The sequence below is a fragment of the Luteimonas sp. A534 genome (genome assembly GCF_054072805.1).
Genome location: NZ_JBSVRR010000006.1, coordinates 38,700 through 65,453, shown reverse-complemented (window position 1 = coordinate 65,453; position 26,754 = coordinate 38,700). Strand labels below are relative to the sequence as shown.

Below are 26,754 nucleotides of genomic sequence, written 5' to 3'. Positions count from 1 at the left end.
GTCCGGCTACCAGCAGTTGGTCCCGTCGGCGTCGCGGGTCCCGGCCTGGTTGACGCCTAGCGTGCCGCAGGCATCGCCGGAGTGGGTCCCCGTCGGGTTCGCGCTGATCGTGTACGTCCTGCCGTTCGCGACCACCACGATGTTGTAGTAGTCCAGCGCGCTGTCCTGGCAGATCGCCGTGTTGGCCACGACGCCCGTGTAGGTCATGTTCGCCGTGTAGAACCGCTCCAGCTGTTGCGCCACCGCCAGAGCACACGCCCCGCCCGCTGCACGCCGTGTTTTGCGCACGTGCTCGTTGTAACTGGGCAGCGCGATCGAGGCGATGATGCCGATGATGGCCACCACCACCATCACCTCGATCAGGGTGAAGCCCGAGGCGCCGCGCGCCGACTGGAAACGCTTGATATCCGGATTCACCGATCAGTCCCCCCTGATTTCGCGCCAGGATGCGCGGTCCCAGCGTGGTTGCAAGGTCAGTGGCGCACCAAGACCCGAACCGCTGGATCCGCCCGCCACCAGCATTCCGCGCAACAGGTTCGGCAGGGTCGGCATGCCGACGCCAAGGTTGACCGAACCCACCGGAATATCCCCGACATACTCATCAGTGGTGCTGCCATCGCCATCAAGGTCGAAATACGAGCCGCCCGCACTGGTCCCGGTGAACGCATTCAGTGCATTGATGAATCCCGATCCGTCCGATTCACAGGCGTCTCCGCTGGGAATCATGCTGGCCGTGATCAGGAACGTAGACACCACCTGCGGATCCTGCACGATGCGCTCGCCCGACGCGGGAAGGTCGATGAACCAGCCTTTGGATCCCACTGGAAGCGCACCACTCGACTGGAACGCCCTGGTGGGATAGAAATGCGGGGCAGGACCGGTCCCAGTCGCCGCCACGGTGCGCTGCGTGAGATCGGTCCGCGAAAGCGTATCCGCGTCTTCGGTGAAGGCGTACATGCCCTGCACCGCAGTGCTGGCGACGTCGCCCGTGGTCATGTAGCGCCCCGTCCCAAAGAACACCCAGCGCTTGTTGGTCGTCGGATGCGTCGCGATGGTCACGCCGCCGCTGATCGGCTGCGCGGTGCCACCAGCATTGGTCGCGGTGAACAGCAAGCTCACGCTCCACGACGCAGGGTCCGTGGACGACAGGTCGAACTTCCACACGTTGCCGAGCATGTCACCGGCGTAGATGTACGCTAGCGTCCTGCCATCGGGACCGAATACGCCGGTGGGGGATGACAACCCATTCGGAAGCGCAGCCGATCCCGCCCCTGTGCTGATCTCCCCGATGACGCTGCCGTCATCGAGGTCGAGCACGATCAGCGCAGCCTCGTCGCTCGCGCTGTTCATGCCGTTGCCGAGGATCACCGCGTTCTTCAGCGCCGTGCCATCCTTGACCTTGCCGAGGATCGGGCGGCCCTGTACCAGCCCCATGTTGCCTTCGGGGGTCTCGGCGCGCTCCCACAGGAAGTCGGTGGTCCCGAATGAACCAGGAGTGGTGACGTCAAGGGCGAACAATCCCTTGCCGCCCTTGCCCAGTGCACCCACCAGGATGTTCGTATCCGGCGTCTGCTGCCGCGTGGTGACCACGATGGATCCATCGACGAAATAGCGGTGCGCGTAGTCCGGGCGGCTCAGCATCCCGAGATGCGCCCAGTTGATGATTCCCGGGATGAAAGTGAACAGCTCGTCGCCGTTGGTTGCATCAATCGCATGCAGCATGCCGTCGTTGGCCCCGACGTAGATAGTGTCTGTGTCTTCGACATGCGCTGGCGACGAACCCACGATGTCGCCCAGCAGATGGATGCGGTTACGGAGGTGTCCGCCTTGGATCAGCTCCAGGCTGCGCTCGCCGGCGATATAGGCGGCATTTTGCGCCCCGCTCACCGGGAAATGCATCGACGGACCCGGGCGGTTCAGGCTGGCGAGCTGGTCGGCAGTCGCCTGCGAGGGAAACGCGAGGCCAGTGATACCGCCCGTCACGACGGGGCTGAGCGGATTACCGTTGTTGTGGCCGTTCGAGGTGAAGATGTTCCGGTTGGCCACCGTCGGGATTCCCTTCGATGCGCACCAGCCGTTACCGGGCTGGCCGGTTCCCGCACAGTTGACCTCGTCCACGCCTCCTTCGAGGGTGATGGGCTGCGACCTCAGCTCGCCGGTCCACGGACCCGAAACATAGTTGGCTTGGAATACGCGCGTTTCGCTGTCGATCGCGGTCGAGTTGGCGGCCACGTTCGAGAACGACCCGGTCCGCTCCACGATTGCCGCCAGCGCCGACTTGAGGCCTTCGGTGAACTCGTCCGGATCGGAAGCGGCCACGAAGGTGCCACGCGAGTTCACGGCGGCATGCAGCAGGTCATCGATGCGCGAGGCGTTCTCCGACGGCATCGGGTTGGGCCAGCTGGCGAAGTTGGCGGGAACTTCGCTGACACTCCCGTATCCCGTGTTGCCGCTCAGGCCGATACTCAGGCCAAACGTGACCATGTGCTGCCAGAACGCCGGATTGGCCGTCGTGGTCGGCACGATGTTGCGCAGATCCGGACGAAGGTCGTTCTTCCAGAAGCGCATCGCGACGTCGGCCAAGGTGCCGTTCGTCCCGCCATGCGTGTCGGCGTACGGCGCCTCGACCACATACGTGAAGGAGGCCCCGGTGGTCGGTTCGGTGAGCGTAGGGCCGGCCGTGCCATCGGCATTCCCCACTCGACCTCCCGAAGGATAGTTCTGGGTTTCGTTGTTCCAGTAACCATCTGTCGTCATGATCGTGAAGTTCTGGCGACAGGCAAGCTGGTCACTGCCAGTCAGCGGACCATACGGCGAATTGATGCCGGAACTCTGGTAGTAAGTTCCCGCCTGGTACAGGGCACCGTGCAGGGGAGTGCCGTCCTGGCCGATCGACCCGTGCAGCCGGCTGTACCACTTGCTCCTGTTGTCGTACGTCACGCCAGCGACGGTCACATCGTCGAACAGGCCATCGTTGTACTGGACCGGAATCGGCACGTCCTGCCTCGGCCAGTTGCCCGAGGTAGTAGTGCCGTTTTGCTGCCAGATCGTGCGGAACCCGACGCGGACATTCGAACCAAGCTCGTTGAACGCCGCGCTCGCGCCCGCCTTCGCCGCCTTCATACGCGTGCGGTGGTACGAGAACCACGTTGCGAAGTTGATCTTTTCGGCGGCAACCGAACGCCCCGTCGGCGTGGTGGCTGGAGTGCAGTTAATCCAGCCGTTGCCGCTCTGCCCCCCGTCACAGCTGGTACTCACGTACCTTTGGGCTGACAAACGATACTCTGTACTTCTGTCGTTACTCCGCTCGAGCACAACCGTGTACTGGCCGGCCTCGGTGGGAGCGACGGTGCAAGTTGTGCTTTGATTCTTGGAAAGTGAACCATCGCAAATGGTTCTCCCAGACGGAGAGTTGACCCAGTACCGCAAGTTACGCGTCTGGTTTCCATCTTCAATATTCCGAATGAGCACATCCAGTGAAACTTCAGCAGAGACTGAAGCAAGGCTACGCGTGACCGTGTTGTTATTCTGCAGATCTCCCGTAAATTGCGATTGCCCCTCCACCAGTACGGTCTGTTGATTGGATCCAGAAACCGCACCGTATTCGGCGCGCACGACATCCGTACCGCCTTCAGCGATCTGGTATCGGTAATAGTTCGACTGGCTGGACAGATTGCCTGCGAGATTCCGCGGCACGTAGAAAGTCTGCGCACCGCCACATACCTGCGTCCCACTGTCGGTATTCCTGGGGCTTTGATTACGGTTGTAGCTCCGGCAACTATCAGGATCGCCGAGGTCGATCGTCCCGCCCCCCACCAGGTTGAAGCTGCCGTACACCGCGTTGTAGGACGTGCCTCCGGTCAACAGGTTGCCATTACCGCCGACCCACGGAAGGTAGGTCTTGGCCGGGTTGTAGTAGACGGCGTTGTGTACATACGTCCTGGTCGTCCAGGTCGAACTAACGCTACTGGCAGGCATCGCATCGAAGGCCATCGACCCCGAGTCATCGAGGACGAACAGGATGTTCGGCGGTACCCGCGCGCCCGTCGTCAGCGGATCATCCGGAATGTCGATGCCTGCCGTTGCCGGCATGGCCAGCATGGCCGCAAGGAAGCCCGCGGGCGCGGCCCACCACTTGCGCTGCGACGAGGCTGCACGTGTTCCACGAGGGTTCGTACGCATGTTCTTCATGTTCAAGTCCCCGGGTCCGGGATACGGCTGATGATGTTGGCCTGCAGCATGACGTCGGCACGGCCTTCGGCGCGGCTGCGCGCAATGACTCGAAACATCGGGCTCTGGCAGTCCAGAGAGGGCGGCAGCGTGTCGCAGCTGCCCTTGCGTCCGGGTCCGGTACCCAGATACTCGATCCAGTATTCCGGAGCAGCCGCCAGACGCACGGAATCGTACTGGTCGGCCGGGACGGCCACCCACGGCGGCACGAAATCGACAGTGGCCGGATCGTCCGGATCAAGGGTGCAGACGCTGAAGTTCGTGCAGTCCTCATCCGTGGGGATCTGCGTGTCCCAGGTGCTGCCGGCCAGCACCACTTCCTGCGCATAGCGCAGCGCGGACTCGGCTGCCTGGAAGGCCAGGCTGCGATCACGCAGGTTCGCGCTCATGCGCTCCTGCATGGCCGTGCTACGCAGGACCGCGATCCCCAGCAGGGACGTGGCCACCAGCAACACCAACACGATAACCAGCGAAACGCCGCGCTCGCGCCTTGCGGGCAGGCGCCCGTTCTTCCGCAGGACAGGATTCATAGGGTCCGGCTCCTCATGGCGACCACGTTCGACGCCGTGCGCGTCAGCTGCTGGCCGTCGATGTCCGCGCCCTGCAGGGTCATGGTGATGCGAACGGCGACGACGTTGGCCCAGTCGGGGGCGGTGGTATAGGCGCCGCCGCCCTGCTCCAGGTACTCGAAATCCAGGTCCGTGATGCCTTCGGCGACCTCTTCGGCCGCAGCGCCGCCGCGGCTCACCCAGAGCGAGCTGCCGCCGCGCGTGTTGGCGCCGACCGACCAGTTGACGTCGCGGAACCGTGCAAGGACAACCGCGGCCGGCGGTGCGAACTCGTCGTCCATCGGGTCGTAGCTGCCCGGCAGCTCCGCGAACGTCACCGTGGTCGTGCTGACGCCCGTGGCTTCGACCAGGAACGTCTTTCGGGCATTGCACAGCAGCAGCAGGTCGTCAGTGCTGAAGACCTCGGTCGCATCGTCGACCTGCTGCGGATCCAGCGTCACCGAGGTGGCGCTGGACGCGGCGATCCGATAGGCAGTGTCGTCGCCGGAAACCACGGTCAGGCTGTCCGCGCCGCCGCTGACCGGCGTGTCCCGGAACGCCACCGACTCCGTAGTCGCGGTTTCCACCACCGACATGTTCGAGCAGGCCGATCCGCCGGCCGCGCGGATGTCGCGCGACATGAGTTCGAACGCCACCCGCGCGCTTTCCTGGATGCGATTGATGCCTTCGTTCGCACCAAAGGTTCTCTGGTTGGACATGAAGACCGCGAACGCAGCGCCCATCACTATCAGGCCCAGCACCATCGCGATCATCAGCTCGATCAGGCTCAGGCCCGCCATCCGCTTGTGCGTGGCCGTCCTCATATGCGCGACTCCGTCACGACCTGCCGGGTTTGGGCGCCGCCGGCGCGGGCGTCATCCCACTGAACGGTCACCACGCAGTCATCCGGGCAATCGGTGATCTGGCCGCACGTGGTGGTGTCGGCGGCGGCGCCCTGCCCGATCGAATCCTTGAGCGCGCTGATCCAGTCGCGCTGGTCGTTCTGCGCCAGCGTTCCGCCGGCCGGAACGTCGCACTCCATGCCGGCGGTGTTGTACTGGGCCGCGTTGAACCGGTTGGCGCGCATGGCCTCCATGATGGAGTTGGTCTGCATCACCGCCTGGCTGCTTTCCAGCGAGCTCTGCGCGCCGCGCAGCGCCATCGACTGCATGGCCGCGATGCCGAGCAGGCCGATGGCGATGATCACCACAGAGACCAGCACTTCGATCAGGCTGACGCCGCGCATGCGCCTGGCGCCACACGCCACGGGCTGCGGCCGCGGGCGCTGGATGCAGCCCGTCCTGGCATTTCGACTCATGGGCACGCGCCTCCTCCGTTCATTTTTTCGCTGATGACGGTGCCGCTGATCATCACTGTGATGCGCCGCTGGTTGTCCGCGGGCGAATCCGTGGGCACGCAGACCGTCAGCCGGTTCTGGTTCGGGACGGGGTTCGGCGCCAACAGGCCTGACGAACGGAAGACCAGGCCGTTTACCGGGCCGTCGACCTGCACCGAATCCGAAGTCACGCCGGCGTCCTGGACGACGACGGTGGCCCCGGTGACGTTCTCGGTGCCGGTCACGATCCAGCGGCTCCAGTCGCCGCCGCAGGTGGTGCCGTCGCTGGTGCCGCAGATCGTCACGCTCGAGCTCCTGCGCAGGGCTTCCGAGCGCGCCAGCTGCAGCGATGCCGTCAGCTCGCTGGCGTTGCCGGTGAGCCGGCTGCCATTGATCATCGAGGTCATCGCCGGAACTGCCACGGCTGCCAGGATGCCCACCACCGCCAGCGTGACCATCAACTCCACCAGCGTGAAGCCTGACTGCCGCCACTGGCGGCCAGGGCCAGCGACGGAGCCGGCGGCGATTGTTGCAGTGTTCGACATGCAGCTCCCCCTCTGGACGCAATACGCTAGTCCGCGACGGGTCTTGGCTCCAGCACTTCAGGACGAGCGGCGCGATCCGGGCCACGGGTGGCTAAACTCGACGGATGCACCCGCCCCGCCCCGCCGCGAACGCACCGCCTATCCGTCCTCTGGACACCTTGTGGCAGGCAGGCACGGTCATCCGCATCGTGCTCGCAGGCGAGGCCCTGGCGGTAGTGCTCGCCCTTGCACCCGGAGTGGGGGGCGATCGCCTTGCCTACTTCGGCATGGCCTCGTTCGCGATCCAGTGGATCGCGCTGATGGCCATGGGCCTGCTTTTCCTGGGGCGCCGGGGACTCGCCCGCGCAAGCCCGGTGCAGGTGGCCCGGATCGCGCTGGGTTCATTGTTGCTGAGCACGTGGCTGGTCACCGGCCTGGGCTGGCTGGTGCTCCACGACATCTGGCCGGCGCCCAAGGGTGGCTGGCTGGCGATTGCGCTGAAGCTCACCATCATGGCGCTGACCGTGGGCATGCTCGCGCTGGCCGCCTTCCGCGGCCACTGGCACGTGCGGCAGATGGCGGTGCGCGCGAAGCAGGCGGAACTGGAGGCCCTGCAGGCCAGGGTCCGTCCGCACTTCCTCTTCAACACGCTCAACACCGGTATCGCGCTGGTCCACAGCAGGCCGCAGGAGGCCGAGCGGCTGCTGCTGGATCTATCCGACCTCTTCAGGGCGGCACTGTCCGGGCGTAGCGAGGTGTCACTGGGTGAAGAGCTGTCGCTGGCCCAGCGCTATCTGGAAATCGAGGCGCTTCGCTTCGGCGAACGCCTGGACCTGCGCTGGCAGATCTCCGCGACCGATGCCGAGCTGCAGGCCGCCACTTTGCCCGCGCTCTCGGTCCAGCCGCTGGTCGAGAATGCGATCCGGCATGGTGTCGAGTCCGGCGGCTCGGGCGGACGCATCGGGATCAACGTCGAATCCACGGGCGGTTTCATCACGGTCACCGTACGCAACTCCGTGCCTTCGGGCGGCCAACCCTCTCCCCACGGGCACAGGATCGGACTGGCGGCGGTGCGCGCACGGCTCGAGGCGATGACCGGCGATGGGGATTCGCTGGAAACCTCGTCCAGACCCGACGAGTTCGTCGCGACGCTCCGCATCCGGAAGCAGCCGGCCTGAGCTCCCTCAGGTCACCACCTCATAGCACGGCTTGTACTCCCCACTGATCTTCATCCGCCGCTGCTCCACAAACGCCCGCAACAGCGCATCCAACGACTCCATCATGTCCTTGTCGCCATGGATCTGGAACGGCCCATACGCCTCGATCCGGCGCATGCCGTCCTCCTTCACGTTCCCCGCCACGATCCCGGAAAACGCCCGCCGGAGATCCGCCGCCAGCTCATGCGGCTTCCGCCCATGGTGCAGGTCCAGCCCCGCCATCGCCTCGTGCGTCGGCACGAACGGCTGTTGGAACGTCAGCGGGATGTCGAGCCCCCAGTTGAAATAGAACGAGTCCTTGTGCGCGATCCGCGCTTCGCGCACGCGCTTCACGCCGACCGACATCCGGCGGGCCACCGCCTGAGGGTCGCCGATGATGATCTCGTAGCGCTCGGTGGCGGCTTCGCCCAGGGTCAGGCGGATGAACTTGTCGATCTGCTCGAAGTACGGCGCGGACGCCACGGGACCGGTCAGGATCAGCGGGAACGGCAGCTCGGCGTTCTCCTCGCGCAGCAGCAGGCCGAGCAGGTAGAGGATCTCTTCGGCGGTGCCGACGCCGCCGGGGAACACGATGATGCCGTGGCCGACGCGGACAAAGGCCTCAAGGCGCTTCTCGATGTCCGGCATAATCACCAGCTGGTTGACGATCGGGTTCGGCGATTCGGCCGCGATGATCCCCGGCTCGGTGATGCCGATGTAGCGCGGACGGCGCTGGCGCTGCTTGGCATGGGCGATGTTGGCGCCCTTCATCGGGCCCTTCATGGCGCCCGGTCCACAGCCGGTGCAGATGTCCAGGCCGCGCAGGCCGAGTTCGTAGCCGACGAGCTTGGTGTACTCGTATTCGACGCGGTTGATGGAGTGGCCGCCCCAGCAGACCACCAGGTTGGGGTCGGACGGGTACAGCAGGCGGGCGTTGCGCAGCTGGCCGAACACGGCGTCGGTGATGCCGGCGGACGATTCGAGGTCGGCGGCGTTCTCCGGGCCAAGCTCGATCGCCATGTAGGCGAGGTCGCGCACGGTGGCGAACAGCAGCTCGGCGACGCCGCGGATGATCTCGCCGTCGACGAAGGCCATGGCCGGGGCGGCCTTGAGTTCAATGCGCAGGCCGCGGTCCTGCTGCAGCACCTGGATGTCGAAATCCGGGTACATCTCCTGCGCGGCGCGCGGGTCGTCGTTGGCGCTGCCGCTGGTCAGCACGGCGAGCGCGCAGCGGCGCAGCAGGTCATGCAGGCCACCGGACGAGGCGTCCTTGAGGCGGGCCACTTCCTCGCGCGAAAGCACGTCCAGGCCGCCCCGGGGATAGATGCGGGCGTCGACGGTGGGCAGGGTGGTGGCTTCGGGGCTTGTTGCGTGGGTCATCTGTCTTCTCTTCTTCTTGTTGTCATCGTCGTTTTCGGGCAACGACTCTAGCGCACCCCGGCTTGCCTGCGGGAATGCCTCCAGCCCTGGAAACGGGAACGGCCGGGACATGCCCGGCCGTTCCGTTTACTGCTTCGCGCGTGGGATCAGAACTTGTACTTCACGCTCAGCATGACCGACCAGCGGGAGACGGCGGTGTTGATGCCGTCGCCGTTGTTCTCCTGGATGCCGGAGTTGTCGGTGGAACCGCTGAAGTTGTAGACGTACTTGCCGGTCTCCGGGTTGATGCCCGCGTAGTTGGCCACGCGGCGGGTGGAGAAGAAGCCATAGTCGTCGATCAGGCCCCAGTCCTTATCGATCAGGTTGCCGACGTTCATGATGTCCAGGGCGATCTCGGCCTTGTGGCCTTCGAAGAACATCGGGATTTCCTGGCTCACGCGGACGTCGAAGCTGTTGGTCCAGCCGGCGCGGAAGGCGTTGGCCGGGGCCACCTGGCCGCGGTAGCGCTCAAGCTCCGGAGCGTTGGTAGCCATCCAGTCGAAGAAGCGCTGTTCCATCGCGGTGCCGCCCACCCACTCGACGTCGCCGGGGCCGGCGGGCACGTAGAACAGGTCGTTCGTGCCGGCGCTGTCGCCGTTGAAGTCGTTGTAGTAGATGTAGCTGAACGGACGACCCGAGCGACCTTCATAGAACAGGCCGGCGGTGGTCATGTTGTCGCCGAAGAACGCCTTCTGCCAGGTCAGGGCCGCGGTGAAGCGATCCTTGATGGCATAGCGGGAGTTGTAACCCACCGGGCTGTTGGAGTTCATCACCAGGGTGTTGTTCCAGTTCGACGAGTTCTGCGAGCTCGTCGCCGGGCTGAACTCCGTGGCGGACGTGTGGGTGTAGCCCACGGTCCAGCCCCACTGGTCGACGACCGGCTTGGACAGCGCCAGGGTGAGCTGGCGGGCCGAGCCCTTGTCGGTGTTGCGGATCACGATCGCCTGGTCGACTTCCGGGTGCCGGTTGGCACGGTTGCCCGCCCCGTTGCGGCCGTTGCTGATGCCGTTGCCCGAGATGCTTTCCGGATCGTAGCCGGCGGCATTCCAGAACATCGCGCGGCCGTCCTGGCCATAGCGGGTCGCGTCACCGATGTCGATGCGGTCGAACCACAGCGCGTTCTTGTTCTTGGTGACCAGCAGCTCGGCAGACGCCACCAGGCCGTACCACGGCAGCTCGTGGTCGAACGCCAGGTTGGCCTTCCAGATCGACGGCAGGGCCAGGCCCGGCTCCATGATGTCGGCGGTGATGCGCGGTGCCGAGGCGCCGCCACCGGCCGGGATCGTCGGCGGGACGGTCGGATCGAAGTCGGGAACATCGTCGCCGGTGATGTTGTACGAATCGAAGTTCAGGCCGGTGTTCTGGAACGGACCGGCGAGCCACACGTTCGGGTTGCCGCCCTGGAACAGGCCGATGCCGCCGCGCAGCTGGGTCGGGCGCTCGCTGTCGAAGGTGTAGTTGAAGCCGAAGCGCGGCTGCCACAGCTCCTTGTCGACGGTGACGGTGTTGTCCAGGCCGTAGATGTCCTCGATGCGCTGGTTGTAGATCGGCGAGTTGCCGAAGTCCGGCATGTCCACGCGCAGGCCGAACATCAGGCTCAGGTTGTAGTTGACCGCCCAGGTGTCCTGCACGAACAGGCCGGTGTTCTGGAACGAGTAGGCCGCCGGGATGTCCGCCATGCTGCCGCCCTGACGCGGGGCCCGCAGCTGGTAGTTGAGGGCGTTGCCGGCCTCGAAGTCCTCGAGGCTGTCGAAGGTCCAGACGCCGTTCACGTCACGGCCGTAGAAGTTGAGGATGTCGTTGTCTTCGTAGTCGAAGCCGAACTTCAGCGTGTGGTCGCCGACGTACCAGGTACCGGCGCCGAACACGGTCAGCTGCTCGGTGTCCACGACGTTGGCGTGGCGGTTGCGCTCGGTGCCGAGGTTGATGCTGTCCTGGCCCGGGCCGACGTTGTCGATGAAGATGGTCGGCAGGTTGGCGTAGGTCTCGGCGATCGACGAGTAGTCGCGCTGCGAGACCTTGAACTCGGTCGAGAAATTGTCGCTCCAGTCGCTGAACAGCTCGGCGACGGTGCTTTCGAAGGTCTTGTTCTGGTCGTACCAGTAGCTCGACAGGGAGACGCTGCTGCCGCCGAAGCCCACCAGCTTGGGCACGATTTCCTCGGTCTTGCTGTAGCGCAGGGCCGCGCGGTGGTTGTCGTTGATGTTCCAGTCGAGCTTGACCGCATATTCCTCGATGTCGGTCTCGGAGATGCTCGGCGGGTTGAGGCTGCCGGCATCGAAGCCGAAGCCCTGGGCGGCGGCGATCACGCGCTGGATGTCGGTATCGGTGATGTCGCCATCGCCGTACGGGGTGCCCGACAGGCTGGTGCCCGGGCGCGCGCGCTTGAACTGCTCGTAGTTGGCGAAGAAGAAGAGGCGATCCTTGACGATCGGGCCGCCGAAGGTCAGGCCGTAGGTCTCTTCCTTGTCGAAGCCGTTGAACTCGACGCCACGCAGCTCGCTGCGGACCCAGTCGCCGTCGCGCAGCGCGTAGTACATGCTGCCGTGGAATTCGTTGGTACCCGACTTGGTCACGGCGTTGACCACCGCGCCGGTACCGCCGGAGATCGTGGTGTCGTAGTTGGCCAGGTCGATCTGGATTTCCTCGATCGCGTCCATGGAGACCGGCTGGCGCTCGGTCGGCATGTTGTTGGCTTCGAGGCCGAAGGGATCGGAGTTGCTGACGCCGTCGATGCGGATCACGTTGAAGCGCGAGTTCTGGCCACCGGCCGAGATCGAGCCGTCGGCCTTGCTGACCTGCGAGATGCGCGGATCCAGGCGGATGTAGTCCTGGATGTTGCGGCTGGCCGAAGGCAGCGCTTCGATGGCATCGTTGTTGAGGTTGGTGCCGGTGCCCATCTTGGTGGCGCTGAAGATCTCGGAGCCGCCAGCCACGCCGACCGCGGTCACGGTGCCGAGCGTGGTCACGTCGCCGGTGAGCTGGGCGTTGACGGTGTTGGCCTGATTCAGGCCAAGGTACACGTTGTCCTCGGTCCTCGTGCCGGCGCCGGCCTTGGTGATGACGATTTCGTACGGGCCGCCCACGCGCAGGCCGCGGGCGCTGTAGCGGCCGCTGGCGTCGGTGGTCACGCGGCTGGTGGTGCCGGATTCAACGTGGACGATCGTGACTTCTGCGTTCGTGACCGGCTGGCCGTCGCTACCCAGTACGACGCCGCCCACGCCTGCGGACGTGGCGCTCTGGGCGAGGACGGGTGCGGCGGCAAGCGCGGCGATGAGGCCGAGCGAAAGTTTCGACACACGGAGGGCGTTGCGACGGGTCATGGCTGGACTCTTGGCAAGGAAAACGGATCGCGCCAGGCGGCACGGGAGGATGACTTCGGGTGGGTTCCCACTCACGCCGCGACCGCCAGAGCGGCAGCGGTTAACGACAGATTAACACGGTAGCCCGTCTGTATGACAGCGGGATGACTGTTTCAAACCGACCCCAGGCCGCCCAGGTAGGAGGACAGGCCGTCGAGCAGCATCTGCACTGAAATCGCCACCAGCAGCATGCCCATCAGGCGCTCCACGGCGGTCAGGGCGCGGGCGCCCAGCAAACGGTACAGGTAGGGGGCGCAGAACAGGATCGCAGCGGTGGCACCCCAGGCGATCATCAGCGCCAGGCTCCATTCCCAGAGGCGGTCCGGCTCCCGGGTCCCCATGAGCATGACGGCGGCCATGCCCGAGGGGCCCGCAACCAGCGGCACCGCCAGCGGGACGATGAACGGCTCGCCGCCCGGGATCTCGCCCATCAGGCCCTCCGGGGGCGGGAAGATCATGCGGATGCCGATCAGGAACAGGACGATGCCGCCCGCGATCGACACCGACTCCTGGCGCAGGTGCATGACCTCAAGCGCGTGCTTGCCGACCCAGAGGAAGACCATCAGCACGCCCAGCGCGATCAGGAGTTCCCGGGCCAGCACGATTCGCTGCCGCTTCGGCGGCAGGTGGCGCAGGATGCTGAGGAAGACCGGGATGTTGCCCAGCGGATCCAGGATCAGGAACAGCAGCAGCGCTGCGGAGGCGATGGTCATCGCGGCAGCGCCCAGGCCTCGCCACGGTGGGCCGCACCCGCGGCAGACAGCAGGGTGACGCAGGCCTCGGCCGCCATGGCGGGATCACGGGCGCGCCGGTCCTCGTCGACGACATGCGAACGCGCGCGCAGCGGCGTCCGCAGCGGACCCGGGCGCAGGCCGTGGAAGCGGACCGGGCCACTGGCATGCTCGGCGTGCAGGGTGTCGAGCAGGGCGCGCTGGCCTTGCTGGGCGATGCCATAGGCGCCGCGGTAGGCGGCTGGTACGTCGTCGTCGAGCACGAAGACCACCGATGCATCTGGCGCCCGGCGCAACAGTGGCAGGCAGGCCTGGGTCAACCACCAGCGTGCGGTGAGGTCGACGTGCAGCGTGCGGGCGAAGCTGCCCGGATCGGTATGTTCCAGCGGGGTCAGGCCGGCGAAGTCGGCGGCACAGTGCAGCAGGCCATCGAGGCGCCCGAGCTGGACACCGATGCGTTCCGCCAACTCGACGTGATCGCCGTATTCCGCGCCGGCAAGGTCGAAGGGATAGTTGACCGGCTCCGGCAGGCCCGCCGGGTCGCGCGCGATCGCGTCATAGACCCGGTTGAGCTTGGGCACCTTGCGCCCGAGCAGCACGGCAGTCGCGCCCGCGCGCGCGCAGGCAAGGGCGGCGGTCGCACCCAGCCCGCCGTGGGCACCGGTCACCAGGACCACGCGCCCGGCCAACGCAGCCTGCACGCCCGCGGCGGCCGCGGGGGTGCTCACGCCTTCTGCGTCTCCGCGACCATGCGTGCCAGCTCACCGGACTCGAACAGCTCCATCGTGATGTCGCAGCCGCCGATCAGCTCACCGTGGATGAACAGCTGCGGGAAGGTCGGCCAGTTGGAGATGCGCGGCAGGTTGGCGCGGACCTCGGGGTCCTCGAGCACGTTGACGCTGTGCAGGGTCGCCATGTCGGCGCCGGCTTCGCGCAGGGCACCCACGGTGCGGCTGGAGAAACCGCACATCGGGAACTGCGGCGTGCCCTTCATGAAAAGGACGATCGGGTGGCCTGAAATCTGGGCCTGGATGCGTTCGATGATGGGCATGTCTGCTCCGACGTTCTGGGCGCCTGGCCGGGAGCCGGCAGCGCACGATGGGGATCGCGCTATTGTAGCGTCCATGGCCATCGAACTTGCCGCCCTGCCCTGGGACCGCACCGCGCTCGAACCCCATATCTCGGGTGACACCCTCGATCTCCATCATGGCCGCCATCACCGCGCACACGTGGAGGCGGTCAACGCGCTCGCGCCGGCTGCCGGCATGGGCGCGGCCAGCCTCGAAGACCTCGTGCGCGGCGCCCAGGGCGCACTGCAGCAACACGCTGCGCAGGCTTGGAACCTGGCGTTCCAGTGGCGTTGTCTCAAGCCGGCCGCGGGTGGCGGTGGCGGCGAGCCGCAGGGCGTGCTGGCCGAAGCCATCACGCGACGGTTCGGGGACATCGCACGCTTCCGCACGCAGTTCGCAGCGATGGCCACCTCACTGCAGGGTTCCGGATGGATCTGGCTGCTGCAGCGGCCGGACGGCTCGGTCACCCCGGCGCTGACGGCCAATACCGCGTCACCGATCACCGGCGAGGACCGGCCCCTGTTCGGGTTGAGCCTGTGGGAGCACGCCTACCTGCTCGACTATCGCGAAGCCCGCGGTCGCTACGTCGATGCGGTCTGGAACCTGGTCGACTGGACCTTCGTCGCTTCGAACCTGAGGTCGGCGGGGCAGCTATAGCTGCGACTTGCGACCACCTGAGATCGCAGCTGTAGCTGCTCCTACAGCTGCGGGGCGAACGTGGCCTCGCGCGGTTCCCGCAGGCGGGCGGCAACAGGTGCCACCTGCGCCTGGCGACCCAGCGCCGCGCCGACCCGCTCCAGGGCACCGGCCAAGTCTTCGTCGGAGTCCGCACGCAGCGTGGCATGGCCCACCTTGCGGCCGGGGCGTGCAGCCTTGCCGTAGTCGTGCCAGTGCCCGCCGGCCTCGGCCAGTACGGGGCCGGGCGAAGGCATCTCGCCGATCCAGTTGAGCATGCAGGCTCGCCCCAGCGCCCGCGTCGCGCCCAGCGGAAGGCCGAGCACGGCACGCAGGTGGTTGTCGAACTGCGAGGTCTCGGCGCCTTCGATGCTCCAGTGCCCGGAGTTGTGCACGCGGGGCGCGAGTTCGTTGGCGAGCAGGACCCCGTCGCGGCAGAACAGCTCCAGCGCGAACACGCCAACGTAGTCCAGCGCTTCCGCCAGCGCGCGAGCGTATCCGACGGCGCAGGCCTCGAGCTCCGGGGCGACGCGTGCCGGCGCGAGGCTGGCGGACAGCACGCCATCCACGTGCCAGTTCTCGGTCAGTGGCCAGGTACGGAACTCGCCATCGCGGGCACGTACGGCAACCACGCTCAGCTCGCGCTCGAAGGGAACGAAGGCTTCCAGGATCAGTCCTCCGGCCCCGGCCTGCGTCCCCAAGGCTTCCCACGCCGCGCCTGCATCACCCGCTGCGCGGATCCGGAACTGGCCCTTGCCGTCATAGCCCAGGCGCCGGGTCTTGAGGATGCAAGGCGTACCGAGCTTCGCCACCGCGGCATCCAGGTCCTCGCGCGTGTCGACGGCCACATAGCCGGGCACGGGAATGCCAAGTTCGCCGAACAGCGTCTTTTCCGCCAGGCGATCCTGGCTGGTCCCCAGCGCGCGCGGGTTGGGGAACATCGGCACCCGCTCGCTCAGCCACTGCGCGGACTCGGCCGGCACGTTCTCGAAGTCGAAGGTGGCGATGTCGATCCCGGACGCGAACTCGGCAAGGGCCGCGCCATCGCGGTAGTCGCCCACCACCAGCGGCGCGAACTGGCCGGCGCAGGCCTCGGTGCTCGTGTCCATGACCGAGAAGCGCAGGCCCAGCGGTGCACCGGCCAGCGCCATCATGCGCGCCAGCTGTCCGCCACCGAGGATGCCGACGGTGGTCATCGCCGCGGGTCGTCGTTGCCAGCGACGTCGTCGGTCTGGCGCTTGCGGAAGGCGTCGAGCGCCGCGGCGACGTCGGCATCGCCGGCGGCCGCGAGCTGCGCCGCGGCGAACAGCGCCGCGTTGGCCGCGCCGGCGTTGCCGATGGCGAAGGTAGCGACCGGCACCCCCGCCGGCATCTGCACGATCGACAGCAGGGAGTCGAGTCCGTTGAGCGCCTTCGACTGCACCGGCACGCCAAGCACCGGAACGGCGGTCTTCGACGCCAGCATGCCGGGGAGGTGCGCGGCACCGCCGGCGCCGGCGATGATCGCCTTGAGGCCGCGCTCGCGCGCCGTGGCGGCGTACTCGAACAGGACGTCGGGCGTGCGGTGCGCGGACACGACGCGGACCTCGTGCGCGATGCCGAGCTCTTCGAGCTTCTGCACGGCGTGCTGCATGGTGTCCCAATCGGATCGAGAACCCATCACGACGCCGACGACGGGCGAACTGCTGGTGGCGGTCATTGGCCGTCCCCGGTGGCAAAGACGTATTCTAGCGGCCCCACGCCGCGACGTACCGCCATGGACCGCAAGCTGCTCGACATCCTTGTCTGCCCCGCCAGCCGCCAGCCGCTGGCGCTGCTCGAACCCGCGGGCCTGGACGCGCTGAACCGCGCGATCGCCGCCGGCGGCGTGGTCCGCGGCGACGATACTGCGCAGGCCGCGACGCTGCGCGAGGCCCTGGTCACGCGCGACCGGCGCACCGCCTACCGCGTCGACGACGGCATCCCGGTGCTGCTGGCCGACGAGGCCATCGCCACCGCGCAGGTTCCGGACTTCCCCGGCGCATGAGCGGGGCCGGCGACGTCTTCGCTCCGCCGCCGGCCGACATCGTCGCCGCGGACATCGCGCAGGCCCTGGCGGAAGACCTCGGCAGCGGCGATGTCACCGCCGCCCTACTCCCCGACGCGCCGGAATCCGCCTACCTGCTGTGCAAGGAAGACGCCGTGGTCTGCGGCCGGCCGTGGTTCGATGCCTGCCATCGGGCGCTCGACCCGGGCGTCGGGATCGATTGGCGCGTGGCCGAGGGCGACCGCGTGCAGGCCGGCACCGTGCTCGCCACGCTGCGCGGCCGCACCCGCGCCCTGGTCAGCGCGGAGCGCACGTCGCTCAACTTCATGCAGACGCTGTCGGGAACGGCAACCGCCGTTGCCGCCCACGTCGACGCAGTGCGCGGCACACGTGCGCGCATCCTCGATACCCGGAAGACGCTGCCCGGCCTGCGCATCGCGCAGAAGTACGCGGTGCGCGTGGGCGGCGGCGACAACCATCGCATGGGCCTCTACGACGCGGTGATGCTCAAGGAAAACCACGTGCGCGCCGCCGGCTCGATCACCGCGGCCATCGCGACTGCGCGTAGCAGCCAGCCCGGCCTGCCGCTGATCGTCGAGGTCGAAACGCTGGACGAACTGCGCGCCGCGCTGGATGCCGGCTGTGACCGCATCCTGATCGACGACTTCGATGCCGCGACCCGGCGCGAGGCCGTGCGCATCGCCGCGGGGCGGATCCCGCTGGAAGTCTCAGGCGGCGTCGACCTGCAGTCGCTGCGCGCGATCGCCGCCGATGGCGTCGACTGCATCTCCATCGGTGGGCTGACCAAGCACGTGCAGGCCGTCGACCTGTCGCTGAAGCTCGGGCCGCCGCCGGCCTAGCGCAGCAGCAGCGCGACAGCGGCGCCCAGCACGCCCAGCGCGGCCACCCACCACCACGCCGATGCCCCGCCCCGCGCCCTGCGCCCGGGCGCCTGCTGCTGCGTGACCGCGCCGGGCGCGACCACGCGGAAGCGCAGCACGTCGAAACCCAGTTCGTCACCGTGGCGTGCCCACCCGCGCTGCTGCGGCGTTTCGTTGAGCAGCCAGCCGTTGGTCGAACCGAGGTCCTCCACCAGCAGCCCCTCGTCGGTCGGCGTCAGCCGCACGTGGTGGCGGGACACCCCGGGATGGTCAAGATGGATGCCGCAGTCCGGTGCCCGCCCGAGCACCGTCGGCCCGACCAGCGGGAAGGTGCGGCCGAAGCCGGCACCGCCCACGCCGCGCAGCACGTAGCGCGGCAGCGCCGGGCGGACCACGGTGGCCGCGACCGATCGGTCCACGGGTGGCTGCGACGGCAGGTCAAGGGCCTCGTCGGCCTGGCGGATGGTGTTCATGCGACGGAAACTGCGATGTGGTGCGTGAAGCCCACGCAAAGGCTTGCCGAAAGTCGGGGCTGGCCCCAGATTGCACATCCATGCCCAGCCTGATCCTGCTCATGATAGCCGCCGCGTTCGCTTACGCGTGGTGGAACGCGGCGCGCGCCGCCAGCGAATACGCTACCGATGTGGGGCGCGCCGCCTGCCGCGCCGCTGGCGTACAGCTGCTGGACCAGACCGTGCATGCCACCGGCCTTCGCCTGCGGCGCCGCAGCGATGGCCGCCTGGGCCTGGAGCGCAGCTTCCGCTTCGAGTACTCGCACGAGGGCACGGACCGCAATCGCGGGCGCATGGTCTTCCATGGGCGGCGCCTGATGTCGCTGACCGGACCCGCGCCGGCAGTGGCGGCGACGCTCCCCGGCAAGGACTGAGCGCGGGCTACTTCACCACGCGCAGGTGCGCGCCGCGGCGCGGGGGCGAGGTGCCATCGTCATCGCCGCCGTCATCGCCGTCCGGCGGGGTGCGATCGACGTCGCCGTCACCCGCACCGCCCGGAACCACGCCGAGGATCACCTCGCTGCCAGAGGCACCGCCGCGCGCCGCGGGGTCGTCATCAGCCACGCCGTCGCCGGCCGCTTCGCCCGTCATCCCGCCTCCGGGTCCAGGCTGCTCTTCCGGCAGGGCCATGCCCTGCCCCGTCTCGCGCGCATAGATCGCGAGCACTGCGCCCACGGGCACCAGCACGGGATGGCTGACGCCGCCGAAGCGCGCTGTGAAAGTCACCGCTTCGTTGTCCATGTCCAGGCGGGCCACGGCGCGCTCGGCCACGTTCAACACCACCCGGCCATCTTTCACTGTGTGGGCGGGCACGCGCACGCCCGGGCGGGTGGCGTCGACCAGGAGGTGCGGCGTCATCCCGTTGTCCACGATCCATTCGTACAGCGCCCGCAGCAGGTACGGGCGATGGCTGGTCATCCGCGACACGTCATTCATGCCGGGATTCTAACGCGGGCACTACTCAACCAGGCAGGTCGCGCAGGTTGCGCTCCTGCGGCGTCAGGCTCCGGGTGAAGCCCGGGTTGCGGAAGATGCGGTTGCCGTAGTCCTCGATCGCCTTGCCATCCTTGGGCAAGGGCACGCCGAGCGAATCTAGGCGCCAGATGATCGGCGCCATGGCGCAGTCGGCCAGGCTCATTTCCGGATTCAAGAAGAACTTGAAGGCCTTGAACAGCGGCACCGACGCGGTCACCAGGTCCTTCAGGCGCTTGCGCGCGGCATCGGCCTGCGCCTTGGTGCCGGTCTGGATCGCGCGGACCTCGGGAACCCAATCGTGCTCCAGGCGCAGCATCGCCAGGCGCAGCCGCGCCCGCGACAGCGGGTCGACCGGCATCAGCGGCGGATGCGGGTAGCGTTCGTCAAGGTACTCGGTGACCACGCTCGAGGCGTAGAGCACGAGGTCGCGCTCCACCAGTGTCGGGACCGAGTGGTAGGGGTTGAGGTCGATCAGGTCTTCGGGGGGATCCTTCGGATCCACCGTGATCAGATCGTAGGTGACGCCCTTCGCCGCGAGCACCAGCCGCACGCGGTGGCAGAGGACGTCGTCGACGGAGGAAAAAAGCGTGAGTGCATTACGCATGCGCGGACTCGCTGCCATCATCGAACCAATCCCCCCCAAGTCAGTGGACGTCCTTCCAGTATTCCTTCTTCAACAGCCAGGCCAGGAAGGTGAAGAACGCAAGGAACAGCATCACCCAGACGCCGATCGCCTCGCGCTTGAGCGCAATCGGCTCGCCCGCGTACTCGAGGAAGGCCGTGATGTCGCGCACTGCCTGGTCGAACTGCACCGGATCCATGCTGCCCGGGGTGGCGATTTCAAGGCGCTCGATCAACGGGTCGCCGGTGGCTTCGTCCTTGCCGCCGTAGACCGGCTGCTGGATGCCCTGCAGTTCCCACAGCACGTTCGGCATCGAGGCGTTGGGGAACACGGTGTTGTTCCAGCCCAGCGGGCGCGAATCGTCGATGTGGAACGACTTGAGGTAGCTGAAGATCCAGTCGCCCCCGCGCACGCGCGAGGTCAGGCTGAGATCGGGCGGCACGGTGCCGAACCACTGCGCGGCGCCCTCGGCAGGCATCGCGGTGAGGATCTGCTCGCCGAACTTGGCGCCGGTGAAGTTGAGGTTCTCCATCACCTCGTCCTCGGTCAGGCCCAGGTCCTCGGCCATGCGCGAGTAGCGCAGGTACTTCAGCGAGTGGCAGGCCGAGCAGTAGTTCATGTACAGCTGCGCACCACGCTGCAACGAGGCCGTGTCACCGAGATCGGTACCGGCGTGCTGCAGCGGGCCGCCCGCCGCGGCCAGTGCCGAGAACGAGAGCAGCATGGCGGCCGCGAAGGCCGTGGCGCGGGTGATCAGGGTCATGGGCTTAGTCATGCGTGGTCACCCGCTCCGGGACCGGCTTGGTGGAATCGAGCTTGGTCCACAGCGGCATGGTGATGAAGAAGGCGAAGTAGAAGAAGGTCAGCACGCGGCCGACGATGGTCTCGACCGGATTGGTGCCGGGGCCGGCGCCGATCTTGCCCAGCCAGAAGAAGCTGAGCGCGAACAGGCCGAGGAGCACCTTGGACATCCAGCCGCGGTAGCGGTACGAGCGCACCTTGGCGCGGTCGAGCCACGGCACCAGGAACAGGATCGCGATCGCGCCGAACATCACCAGCACGCCGCCGAGCTTGTCCGGGATCACGCGCAACATCGCGTAGTACGGCGTGTAGTACCAGACCGGCTTGATGTGCTCGGGCGTCACCAGGCGGTTGGCCTCGGTGAAGTTGTCATGTTCCAGGAACCAGCCACCGAACGCCGGCGCGAAGAAGATGATGAAGGCCGCGATCATCAGGAAGAAGCCCACGCCCACCAGGTCCTTGACCGTGTAGTAGGGGTGGAACGGGATGCCGTCTGCCGGCTTGGTCGCGTCCCAGCGGTTGCCCTTCGGACCCTTCTTGATGTCGACGCCGTCGGGGTTGTTCGACCCGACCTCGTGCAGCGCGCCCAGGTGCAGGACCACCAGCAGCAGCAGCACCAGCGGCAGCGCGATCACGTGGAGTGCGAAGAAGCGGTTCAGCGTGGCGTCGCTGGGCAGGTAGTCGCCCATGATCCACTCCACGAGGCCGCCGCCGATCACCGGGATCGCACCGAACAGCGAGATGATCACCTTCGCGCCCCAGAACGACATCTGGCCCCAGGGCAGCACGTAGCCCAGGAAGGCCTCGGCCATCAGCACCAGGTAGATCAGCATGCCCAGGATCCACACCAGCTCGCGCGGCTTCTGGTAGCTGCCGTACATCAGCCCGCGGAACATGTGCAGGTAGACGACGATGAAGAACAGCGATGCGCCGGTGGAGTGCATGTAGCGGATCAGCCAGCCCCACTCGACGTCGCGCATGATGTATTCCACCGACGAGAAGGCCTCGGCGGCGGACGGCTTGTAGTGCATCGTCAGGAAGATGCCGGTGACGATCTGGTTGACCAGCACCAGCATGGCCAGCGAGCCCATGTAGTACCAGAAGTTGAAGTTCTTCGGCGCGTAGTACTCGGTCATGTGCTTGCGGTACATCGGCATCATGCCGGGCGCACGCTCGTTGACCCAGTCCATCACGTTGTTGGCGGTGCGCGTGATCACGTTCGACATGGCTTACACGGCCCCCTGCGGATCGACGCCGATGACGATGGTGTTGTCGTCGACGAAATGGTGCGGCGGCACCACGAGGTTGGTCGGAGCGGGCACGCCCGAGAAGACGCGGCCGGCCATGTCGAACTTCGACTTGTGGCAGGGGCAGAAGTAGCCGCCCTTCCAGTTCGGGTCGAACGGCGCCGGGCGGATCTCGGCGACCATTTCCGGCGAACAGCCGAGGTGGGTGCACAGGCCCACGAGCACCGAGATCTCGGGCTTCAGCGAGCGCAGCTCCGGGTTGGCTTCGCGGACGTACTCCGGCTGCTGCTCCAGGTTTTCCGACCTGGGGTCGCGGAGCTGGTCATCGAGTGTCGGCAGCAACTGCAGGATTTCCTGCGAGCGCTTGACGATCCAGATCGGCTGGCCGCGCCATTCCAGCATCAGGCGCTCACCCACGCCCAGCGCGCTGATGTCGGCGGTCACCGGCGCGCCGGCGAGCTGCGCGCGCTGGCTTGGGAACCAGCTCTTGACGAACGGAACCGCGGCCACGCCGACGCCCACGGCGCCGACCACCGCGGTGGTGGCTGTCAGGAAGCGGCGACGGCCGTTGTCGACCGTGCCCCCCTCGACAGGATCCAGAACCCCTTCATTGCCCATCACCACTCCGAATGTCGTCCGGTCGCTGTTGTTTTGGCTGCCACAGACGGGACACCCGGTACCGGGTGCCCGCCGTCAAAGACAATGAAGTGTAGCGGAACGCCGATTCAGGGGACAACGTTCCGTGCCCTGCGACCAGTCAGTTCGCCGCCAGGTGACCGCGGTAACGATCGGCCAGGACGCCCACGCGCTCGACGTAGCGCCGGGTTTCGTTGTAGGGCGGCACGCCCTTGTGGCGATCCACCGCGCCCTCGCCCGCGTTGTAGCCGGCCGCGGCCAGGGTCAGGTCGCCGTTGAAGCGCTTGAGCAGCCAGGCCAGGTATCTCACGCCGCCACGGATGTTCTGCGACGGGTCGAAGGCGTTGGTGACCCCGAAGCGGTCCGCGGTGGCCGGCATCAGCTGCATCAGGCCCTGGGCCCCGACGCGCGAAAGGGCGTTGGGATTGAACGCCGATTCGGCATGCATCACCGCGCGGATGATGGCCTCCTCCACGCCGAACTCCGTGGCCGCGGCCTTGACCTCTGCGTCGTAGGCGATGGTGTTGAGGCGGACATTGCCGAAGTTGAGCCCCGGCGACCCGCAGGCGTAGCAGGTCTCGAAGAAGCTGTAGGAAATGGTGCGCAGCGCGCTGGCACCGCCGCCGCTGGGCTTGCGGCTGGTGTAGTGGCGGACCCCGTCCTTCACGTAGGAATAGACCTGGCCCTGGACGAGGCGCCGCGAGCCCGAACCTGCCGACGGCGCCGAAGGCACCGAGACGGTGACGGGCGCCGCAGCCGCTCCCGACCCCATGAACGTGGCGGGCGCATTGGCATTGAGCGAGGCAGGCGAACCCTCGACCGCGGCCGAAGCCCTCACCGCACCGACGGCGGCCGGGGCGGTCGACGGCTGGCTGGGACGCGAAGGACGGCTCGGGCGATAGGTGCTGGCCACCTTGCAGTCGGCGCCCTTGATGCGCTTGCTGACGTAGCTCGTGACGCCGTCACCGGCTTCGCAGCGGTAGATGGTCCCGGCCACGGCTGGCGCGGCCATCACCATGCCGGCCAGGCCGATCGTCGCCAACACGGCGAAACCCGTGGCTTTACCGTAGCAATTCATCCCCGCCCCTCCATCGCGCGCAGTCTCCTATCTTGCGGGGGCCTTGCCAAGGGCCGGAACCGTGACGCCGTCCGAGGAAACGCCGCCTCCCCGCCGGAACGGCCATCGGACTGTAAACTGCGCGCCCCGGCCCGGATTGACCGCCGCCCCCGGAAATTCCATGACCCGCGAAACCACTCCGCGCAAGCTGTTCATCCAGACCCACGGCTGCCAGATGAACGAGTACGACTCGGCCCGCATGGCCGATGTCCTGGCCGCGTCCGACGGATTCGAACTCACCACGAAGGCCGAAGAAGCCGACGTGATCCTGGTCAATACCTGCTCGATCCGCGAAAAAGCGCAGGAAAAGGTCTTCAGCCAGCTGGGCCGCTGGAAGCACCTGAAGCGCGACGGCCGGCCGGTCCTGATCGGGGTGGGCGGCTGCGTGGCGAGCCAGGAGGGCGCAGCGATCGTGAAGCGCGCGCCCTACGTCGACCTCGTCTTCGGCCCGCAGACCCTGCACCGGCTGCCGGAGCTGCTCCGCAGCCGCCGTGACACCGGCCTGCCCCAGGTCGACATCAGCTTCCCCGAGATCGAGAAGTTCGACCGCCTGCCGGAGCCGCGCGCTGAGGGCCCGAGCGCCTTCGTCTCGATCATGGAGGGCTGCAGCAAGTACTGCTCGTTCTGCGTGGTGCCCTACACCCGCGGCGAGGAGGTCAGCCGGCCGTTCGAGGACGTGCTGGTGGAGGTCATGCAGCTGGCCGCGCAGGGCGTGCGCGAGGTGAACCTGCTGGGCCAGAACGTCAACGCCTATCGCGGCCCCTTCGCGCCTGCCGACGCCGGGGATGACGGCACGGCCCCGGCCGGGCCGCAGTTCGCCGACCTCGGCCTGCTGATCCGCACCATCGCCGAGATCGACGGTATCGACCGCATCCGCTTCACCACCTCGCACCCCCTGGAGTTCTCGGATTCGCTGATCGAGGCCTACCGCGACGTGCCGCAGCTGGCCAACTACCTGCACCTGCCGGTGCAGTCGGGCAGTGACCGGATCCTGTCGGCGATGAAACGCGGCTACACCGCGCTGGAGTTCAAGCAGAAGATCCGCAGGCTGCGCGCGGTGCGCCCGGACATCTCGATCTCGTCGGACTTCATCGTCGGCTTCCCCGGCGAGACCGATACCGATTTTGAAAAGACGATGAAGCTGATCGAGGACGTGGGCTTCGACCAGTCGTTCTCCTTCATCTATTCGCGCCGCCCCGGCACGCCCGCCGCCGACCTCGAGGACACCGTGTCCAGCGAGGCCAAGCACGCGCGCCTGTCGCAGCTGCAGGCGCGTATCAACGCGTGCGCGGCCGGCATCTCGCAGGCGATGGTGGGCAGCGTGCAGAAGGTGCTGGTGACCGGACCGTCCCGCAAGGATCCGAACGAACTCACCGGGAGAACCGAGAACATGCGTCCGGTGAACTTCGCGGGCCACCCGCGCCTGGTCGGGCAGTTCGTCGACGTCGTGATCACCGACGCCCTCACCAATTCGCTGCGGGGGCGCGTGGCCACGTCCGACGCAACGGTCCCGGCAATCGCCTGAGCGGCGCGTCCGTGAGCCGTCCGACAGGACCGACGAAAGCGGCGCGAGGACGCCGCTTCGATCCCCTCGGCCTCTGGCTCTGCGGCCTGGGCGCGCTCGGCCTGGCCCGCGCCTGGCTTTACCTCGTGCGCGATGGCGGCACGGCCGGTCCGGTCGGCTGGATCTGGCTGGGCGGCTCCGTGCTGCTCGCCTGCATCGGCCTGGTGCTGCTCGTGCGCCGATGGCTCGCGGAATCGCACGGCCGATCAATCAAGAACACGTGACGCCTACCGACGGCTTCCGCGCTACGCTTCCCGCATGCCCAACCCGCACCAGCGCGACTTCACCCTCGACCCCGCCGACACCGAACGGCTGGCCAACCTCAGCGGACCGTTCGACGGACACCTGCGCCAGATCGAACTGGCGCTGGGCGTCGAGATCGCCAACCGCGGCAACGTCTTCCGGGTCAGCGGCACGGATGCCGCGCGCGTGGACGCGGCCGAGCGCCTGCTGCGCGACATGTACCGTGAAGCCGCCACCGAGACCTTCGACGGCCACGGCATCCACCTGCGCCTGAACGCCGCCCGCGCCGCGCGCGAGGACCAGGAAGCGACCCGCCCCGCCACCACTCGCGATGCCGACGCCGACTTCGTGCCCCAGGACGTCGCGATCCGCGTCAAGCGCGGCACCATCCGCGGCCGCGGCCCGAACCAGCAGAAGTACCTGCACGCGATCGCCACCCACGACATCAACATCGGCGTGGGTCCAGCGGGCACCGGCAAGACCTTCCTGGCCGTGGCCAGCGCGGTCGAGGCCCTGAACGAATCGCGGGTGCAGCGGCTGGTCCTGGTGCGCCCGGCGGTGGAGGCCGGCGAGAAGCTCGGCTTCCTGCCCGGCGACCTGTCGCAGAAGGTCGATCCCTACCTGCGGCCGCTGTATGACGCGCTCTACGAGATGCTGGGCGTGGAAACCGTGCTGCGGCTGCTTGAGAAGAACGTCATCGAGATCGCCCCGCTGGCCTATATGCGCGGACGCACGCTCAACGACGCCTACGTGATCCTCGACGAAGCCCAGAACACCACCATCGAGCAGATGAAGATGTTCCTGACCCGCCTCGGCTTCGGCAGCACGGCGGTGGTCACCGGCGACCTCACCCAGATCGACCTGCCCAAGCAGGTGAAGTCGGGCCTGCGCGACGCGCTCGACGTACTGCACGATGTCGAAGGCGTCAGCTTCACCTTCTTCGAATCGCGCGACGTCGTCCGGCATCCGCTGGTGGCGCGCATCGTCAACGCCTACGACCGCCGCGACGCGCAGGACGCGTCCACCGGTCCGGCGTAGA

At 67.3% G+C, this 26,754-nt stretch carries 28 protein-coding genes; 8 read left to right on the top strand and 20 right to left on the bottom strand.

The window, feature by feature from the left end; translation table 11 throughout:
* Positions 1-6: 6 nt before the first annotated feature.
* Genes ACW5F0_RS13060 through ACW5F0_RS13035 form a run of 6 tightly spaced genes read right to left on the bottom strand, consistent with a single transcriptional unit; the run spans position 7 to position 6,659 of the window.
* Positions 7-417: a type IV pilin protein gene (locus tag ACW5F0_RS13060; protein WP_456999898.1), complete on the bottom strand. Its 411-nt coding sequence runs from the start codon at positions 415-417 to the stop codon at positions 7-9.
* Positions 418-420: 3 nt separating this feature from the next.
* The gene (locus ACW5F0_RS13055; protein WP_456999897.1) at positions 421-4,191 is read right to left on the bottom strand and encodes a pilus assembly protein; all 3,771 of its coding nucleotides are present in this window, start codon (positions 4,189-4,191) and stop codon (positions 421-423) included.
* 2 nt (positions 4,192-4,193) lie between these two features.
* On the bottom strand, positions 4,194-4,760 hold the full coding sequence (locus ACW5F0_RS13050) for a pilus assembly PilX family protein (protein ID WP_456963913.1): 567 nt from the start codon (positions 4,758-4,760) through the stop codon (positions 4,194-4,196).
* Positions 4,757-5,602 (bottom strand): prepilin-type N-terminal cleavage/methylation domain-containing protein, encoded by an 846-nt coding sequence (locus tag ACW5F0_RS13045; protein WP_456999896.1) that lies wholly within the window; start codon positions 5,600-5,602, stop codon positions 4,757-4,759. Before ACW5F0_RS13045 ends, ACW5F0_RS13050 begins: the two co-directional genes overlap by 4 nt.
* Positions 5,599-6,096 carry a type IV pilus modification protein PilV gene (gene pilV, locus ACW5F0_RS13040; protein ID WP_456963911.1) on the bottom strand — a complete coding sequence of 166 codons (498 nt, stop codon included), beginning with the start codon at positions 6,094-6,096 and terminating at the stop codon, positions 5,599-5,601. Before pilV ends, ACW5F0_RS13045 begins: the two co-directional genes overlap by 4 nt.
* A complete protein-coding gene (locus tag ACW5F0_RS13035; RefSeq protein ID WP_456963910.1) occupies positions 6,093-6,659 on the bottom strand; it encodes a GspH/FimT family pseudopilin in 567 nt (188 codons plus the stop codon). Before ACW5F0_RS13035 ends, pilV begins: the two co-directional genes overlap by 4 nt.
* Before the next feature lie 104 nt (positions 6,660-6,763).
* Here ACW5F0_RS13035 and ACW5F0_RS13030 point away from each other — a divergent pair, with 104 nt between their 5' ends.
* Entirely contained in the window at positions 6,764-7,816 is a 1,053-nt protein-coding gene (locus tag ACW5F0_RS13030) for a sensor histidine kinase (RefSeq protein ID WP_456999895.1), read from the top strand.
* A 6-nt stretch (positions 7,817-7,822) separates the two neighbouring features.
* On the opposite strand, the gene ppnN is transcribed toward ACW5F0_RS13030, so the two are convergent.
* The 5 genes from ppnN to grxD form a co-directional block, all read right to left on the bottom strand.
* The gene (gene ppnN, locus ACW5F0_RS13025; protein ID WP_456999894.1) at positions 7,823-9,214 is read right to left on the bottom strand and encodes a nucleotide 5'-monophosphate nucleosidase PpnN; all 1,392 of its coding nucleotides are present in this window, start codon (positions 9,212-9,214) and stop codon (positions 7,823-7,825) included.
* Between the two features lie 146 nt (positions 9,215-9,360).
* On the bottom strand, positions 9,361-12,576 hold the full coding sequence (locus tag ACW5F0_RS13020) for a TonB-dependent receptor (protein ID WP_456999893.1): 3,216 nt from the start codon (positions 12,574-12,576) through the stop codon (positions 9,361-9,363).
* 152 nt (positions 12,577-12,728) lie between these two features.
* Positions 12,729-13,328 (bottom strand): YhgN family NAAT transporter, encoded by a 600-nt coding sequence (locus ACW5F0_RS13015; RefSeq protein WP_456963906.1) that lies wholly within the window; start codon positions 13,326-13,328, stop codon positions 12,729-12,731.
* On the bottom strand, positions 13,325-14,074 hold the full coding sequence (locus ACW5F0_RS13010) for an SDR family NAD(P)-dependent oxidoreductase (RefSeq protein WP_456999892.1): 750 nt from the start codon (positions 14,072-14,074) through the stop codon (positions 13,325-13,327). Before ACW5F0_RS13010 ends, ACW5F0_RS13015 begins: the two co-directional genes overlap by 4 nt.
* Positions 14,071-14,397 carry a Grx4 family monothiol glutaredoxin gene (gene grxD / locus ACW5F0_RS13005; protein ID WP_456963904.1) on the bottom strand — a complete coding sequence of 109 codons (327 nt, stop codon included), beginning with the start codon at positions 14,395-14,397 and terminating at the stop codon, positions 14,071-14,073. Before grxD ends, ACW5F0_RS13010 begins: the two co-directional genes overlap by 4 nt.
* Before the next feature lie 73 nt (positions 14,398-14,470).
* Between grxD and ACW5F0_RS13000 the strand changes: the two genes are divergently transcribed.
* Positions 14,471-15,073 carry a superoxide dismutase gene (locus ACW5F0_RS13000; protein ID WP_456999891.1) on the top strand — a complete coding sequence of 201 codons (603 nt, stop codon included), beginning with the start codon at positions 14,471-14,473 and terminating at the stop codon, positions 15,071-15,073.
* A gap of 41 nt (positions 15,074-15,114) precedes the next feature.
* Here the strand turns inward: ACW5F0_RS13000 and ACW5F0_RS12995 are convergent, their stop codons facing one another.
* A complete protein-coding gene (locus ACW5F0_RS12995; RefSeq protein ID WP_456963902.1) occupies positions 15,115-16,287 on the bottom strand; it encodes a 5-(carboxyamino)imidazole ribonucleotide synthase in 1,173 nt (390 codons plus the stop codon).
* The gene (gene purE / locus ACW5F0_RS12990; protein WP_456963901.1) at positions 16,284-16,790 is read right to left on the bottom strand and encodes a 5-(carboxyamino)imidazole ribonucleotide mutase; all 507 of its coding nucleotides are present in this window, start codon (positions 16,788-16,790) and stop codon (positions 16,284-16,286) included. The genes ACW5F0_RS12995 and purE overlap by 4 nt, the downstream gene beginning before the upstream one ends.
* 57 nt (positions 16,791-16,847) lie before the next feature.
* Between purE and ACW5F0_RS12985 the strand changes: the two genes are divergently transcribed.
* Together ACW5F0_RS12985 and nadC are read left to right on the top strand one after the other, a co-directional pair.
* Positions 16,848-17,117 (top strand): Trm112 family protein, encoded by a 270-nt coding sequence (locus ACW5F0_RS12985; RefSeq protein ID WP_456963900.1) that lies wholly within the window; start codon positions 16,848-16,850, stop codon positions 17,115-17,117.
* Positions 17,114-17,977 carry a carboxylating nicotinate-nucleotide diphosphorylase gene (gene nadC, locus ACW5F0_RS12980; protein WP_456999890.1) on the top strand — a complete coding sequence of 288 codons (864 nt, stop codon included), beginning with the start codon at positions 17,114-17,116 and terminating at the stop codon, positions 17,975-17,977. The genes ACW5F0_RS12985 and nadC overlap by 4 nt, the downstream gene beginning before the upstream one ends.
* Here the strand turns inward: nadC and ACW5F0_RS12975 are convergent.
* Positions 17,974-18,471: an FHA domain-containing protein gene (locus ACW5F0_RS12975; RefSeq protein WP_456963898.1), complete on the bottom strand. Its 498-nt coding sequence runs from the start codon at positions 18,469-18,471 to the stop codon at positions 17,974-17,976. The two genes, nadC and ACW5F0_RS12975, sit on opposite strands and share 4 nt — an antisense overlap.
* Before the next feature lie 80 nt (positions 18,472-18,551).
* Here ACW5F0_RS12975 and ACW5F0_RS12970 point away from each other — a divergent pair, with 80 nt between their 5' ends.
* Positions 18,552-18,884, top strand: coding sequence for a DUF3301 domain-containing protein (locus tag ACW5F0_RS12970; RefSeq protein ID WP_456963897.1), 333 nt, complete (start codon positions 18,552-18,554; stop codon positions 18,882-18,884).
* Positions 18,885-18,891: 7 nt separating this feature from the next.
* Here the strand turns inward: ACW5F0_RS12970 and ACW5F0_RS12965 are convergent, their stop codons facing one another.
* From ACW5F0_RS12965 to ACW5F0_RS12940, 6 genes are all read right to left on the bottom strand, one after another.
* Positions 18,892-19,446 carry a ClpXP protease specificity-enhancing factor gene (locus tag ACW5F0_RS12965; RefSeq protein WP_456963896.1) on the bottom strand — a complete coding sequence of 185 codons (555 nt, stop codon included), beginning with the start codon at positions 19,444-19,446 and terminating at the stop codon, positions 18,892-18,894.
* Positions 19,447-19,471: 25 nt separating this feature from the next.
* A complete protein-coding gene (locus ACW5F0_RS12960) occupies positions 19,472-20,107 on the bottom strand; it encodes a glutathione S-transferase N-terminal domain-containing protein (RefSeq protein ID WP_456965216.1) in 636 nt (211 codons plus the stop codon).
* Positions 20,108-20,129: 22 nt separating this feature from the next.
* Entirely contained in the window at positions 20,130-20,870 is a 741-nt protein-coding gene (locus tag ACW5F0_RS12955; RefSeq protein WP_456963895.1) for a cytochrome c1, read from the bottom strand.
* A 4-nt stretch (positions 20,871-20,874) separates the two neighbouring features.
* The gene (locus tag ACW5F0_RS12950; RefSeq protein ID WP_456999889.1) at positions 20,875-22,134 is read right to left on the bottom strand and encodes a cytochrome b; all 1,260 of its coding nucleotides are present in this window, start codon (positions 22,132-22,134) and stop codon (positions 20,875-20,877) included.
* Positions 22,135-22,137: 3 nt separating this feature from the next.
* Complete coding sequence (gene petA / locus ACW5F0_RS12945; RefSeq protein WP_456963893.1) at positions 22,138-22,773, bottom strand: ubiquinol-cytochrome c reductase iron-sulfur subunit; 636 nt, start codon at positions 22,771-22,773, stop codon at positions 22,138-22,140.
* 139 nt (positions 22,774-22,912) lie between these two features.
* Entirely contained in the window at positions 22,913-23,809 is an 897-nt protein-coding gene (locus ACW5F0_RS12940) for a lytic transglycosylase domain-containing protein (RefSeq protein ID WP_456999938.1), read from the bottom strand.
* Between the two features lie 220 nt (positions 23,810-24,029).
* Between ACW5F0_RS12940 and miaB the strand changes: the two genes are divergently transcribed.
* The 3 genes from miaB to ACW5F0_RS12925 are packed head-to-tail and all read left to right on the top strand — an operon-like array spanning position 24,030 to position 26,753.
* Positions 24,030-25,433, top strand: a complete 1,404-nt coding sequence (gene miaB / locus ACW5F0_RS12935) for a tRNA (N6-isopentenyl adenosine(37)-C2)-methylthiotransferase MiaB (RefSeq protein WP_456963892.1) — start codon at positions 24,030-24,032, stop codon at positions 25,431-25,433.
* Between the two features lie 11 nt (positions 25,434-25,444).
* Positions 25,445-25,696: a hypothetical protein gene (locus ACW5F0_RS12930; RefSeq protein WP_456963891.1), complete on the top strand. Its 252-nt coding sequence runs from the start codon at positions 25,445-25,447 to the stop codon at positions 25,694-25,696.
* Positions 25,697-25,730: 34 nt separating this feature from the next.
* Positions 25,731-26,753, top strand: coding sequence for a PhoH family protein (locus ACW5F0_RS12925; protein ID WP_456963890.1), 1,023 nt, complete (start codon positions 25,731-25,733; stop codon positions 26,751-26,753).
* Position 26,754: the final 1 nt, after the last annotated feature.

Excerpts from the sequence above, each read along its gene's own strand:
- ppnN (WP_456999894.1), bottom strand. The coding sequence starts at position 9,214 with ATGACCCACGCAACAAGCCCCGAAGCCACCACCCTGCCCACCGTCGAC.
- pilV (WP_456963911.1), bottom strand. The coding sequence starts at position 6,096 with ATGAGTCGAAATGCCAGGACGGGCTGCATCCAGCGCCCGCGGCCGCAG.
- ACW5F0_RS13020 (WP_456999893.1), bottom strand. The coding sequence starts at position 12,576 with ATGACCCGTCGCAACGCCCTCCGTGTGTCGAAACTTTCGCTCGGCCTC.
- ACW5F0_RS13035 (WP_456963910.1), bottom strand. The coding sequence starts at position 6,659 with ATGTCGAACACTGCAACAATCGCCGCCGGCTCCGTCGCTGGCCCTGGC.
- ACW5F0_RS13015 (WP_456963906.1), bottom strand. The coding sequence starts at position 13,328 with ATGACCATCGCCTCCGCAGCGCTGCTGCTGTTCCTGATCCTGGATCCG.
- ACW5F0_RS13030 (WP_456999895.1), top strand. The coding sequence starts at position 6,764 with ATGCACCCGCCCCGCCCCGCCGCGAACGCACCGCCTATCCGTCCTCTG.
- ACW5F0_RS12960 (WP_456965216.1), bottom strand. The coding sequence starts at position 20,107 with ATGGCAGCGAGTCCGCGCATGCGTAATGCACTCACGCTTTTTTCCTCC.
- ACW5F0_RS12950 (WP_456999889.1), bottom strand. The coding sequence starts at position 22,134 with ATGTCGAACGTGATCACGCGCACCGCCAACAACGTGATGGACTGGGTC.
- purE (WP_456963901.1), bottom strand. The coding sequence starts at position 16,790 with ATGACCGCCACCAGCAGTTCGCCCGTCGTCGGCGTCGTGATGGGTTCT.
- ACW5F0_RS13050 (WP_456963913.1), bottom strand. The coding sequence starts at position 4,760 with ATGAATCCTGTCCTGCGGAAGAACGGGCGCCTGCCCGCAAGGCGCGAG.
- petA (WP_456963893.1), bottom strand. The coding sequence starts at position 22,773 with ATGGGCAATGAAGGGGTTCTGGATCCTGTCGAGGGGGGCACGGTCGAC.
- ACW5F0_RS13045 (WP_456999896.1), bottom strand. The coding sequence starts at position 5,602 with ATGAGGACGGCCACGCACAAGCGGATGGCGGGCCTGAGCCTGATCGAG.
- ACW5F0_RS12965 (WP_456963896.1), bottom strand. The coding sequence starts at position 19,446 with ATGAATGACGTGTCGCGGATGACCAGCCATCGCCCGTACCTGCTGCGG.
- miaB (WP_456963892.1), top strand. The coding sequence starts at position 24,030 with ATGACCCGCGAAACCACTCCGCGCAAGCTGTTCATCCAGACCCACGGC.
- grxD (WP_456963904.1), bottom strand. The coding sequence starts at position 14,397 with ATGCCCATCATCGAACGCATCCAGGCCCAGATTTCAGGCCACCCGATC.
- ACW5F0_RS12940 (WP_456999938.1), bottom strand. The coding sequence starts at position 23,809 with ATGGTGATGGCCGCGCCAGCCGTGGCCGGGACCATCTACCGCTGCGAA.
- ACW5F0_RS12995 (WP_456963902.1), bottom strand. The coding sequence starts at position 16,287 with ATGACCACCGTCGGCATCCTCGGTGGCGGACAGCTGGCGCGCATGATG.
- ACW5F0_RS12970 (WP_456963897.1), top strand. The coding sequence starts at position 18,552 with ATGCCCAGCCTGATCCTGCTCATGATAGCCGCCGCGTTCGCTTACGCG.
- ACW5F0_RS12955 (WP_456963895.1), bottom strand. The coding sequence starts at position 20,870 with ATGACCCTGATCACCCGCGCCACGGCCTTCGCGGCCGCCATGCTGCTC.
- ACW5F0_RS13000 (WP_456999891.1), top strand. The coding sequence starts at position 14,471 with ATGGCCATCGAACTTGCCGCCCTGCCCTGGGACCGCACCGCGCTCGAA.
- nadC (WP_456999890.1), top strand. The coding sequence starts at position 17,114 with ATGAGCGGGGCCGGCGACGTCTTCGCTCCGCCGCCGGCCGACATCGTC.
- ACW5F0_RS12975 (WP_456963898.1), bottom strand. The coding sequence starts at position 18,471 with ATGAACACCATCCGCCAGGCCGACGAGGCCCTTGACCTGCCGTCGCAG.
- ACW5F0_RS12985 (WP_456963900.1), top strand. The coding sequence starts at position 16,848 with ATGGACCGCAAGCTGCTCGACATCCTTGTCTGCCCCGCCAGCCGCCAG.
- ACW5F0_RS13055 (WP_456999897.1), bottom strand. The coding sequence starts at position 4,191 with ATGAAGAACATGCGTACGAACCCTCGTGGAACACGTGCAGCCTCGTCG.
- ACW5F0_RS12925 (WP_456963890.1), top strand. The coding sequence starts at position 25,731 with ATGCCCAACCCGCACCAGCGCGACTTCACCCTCGACCCCGCCGACACC.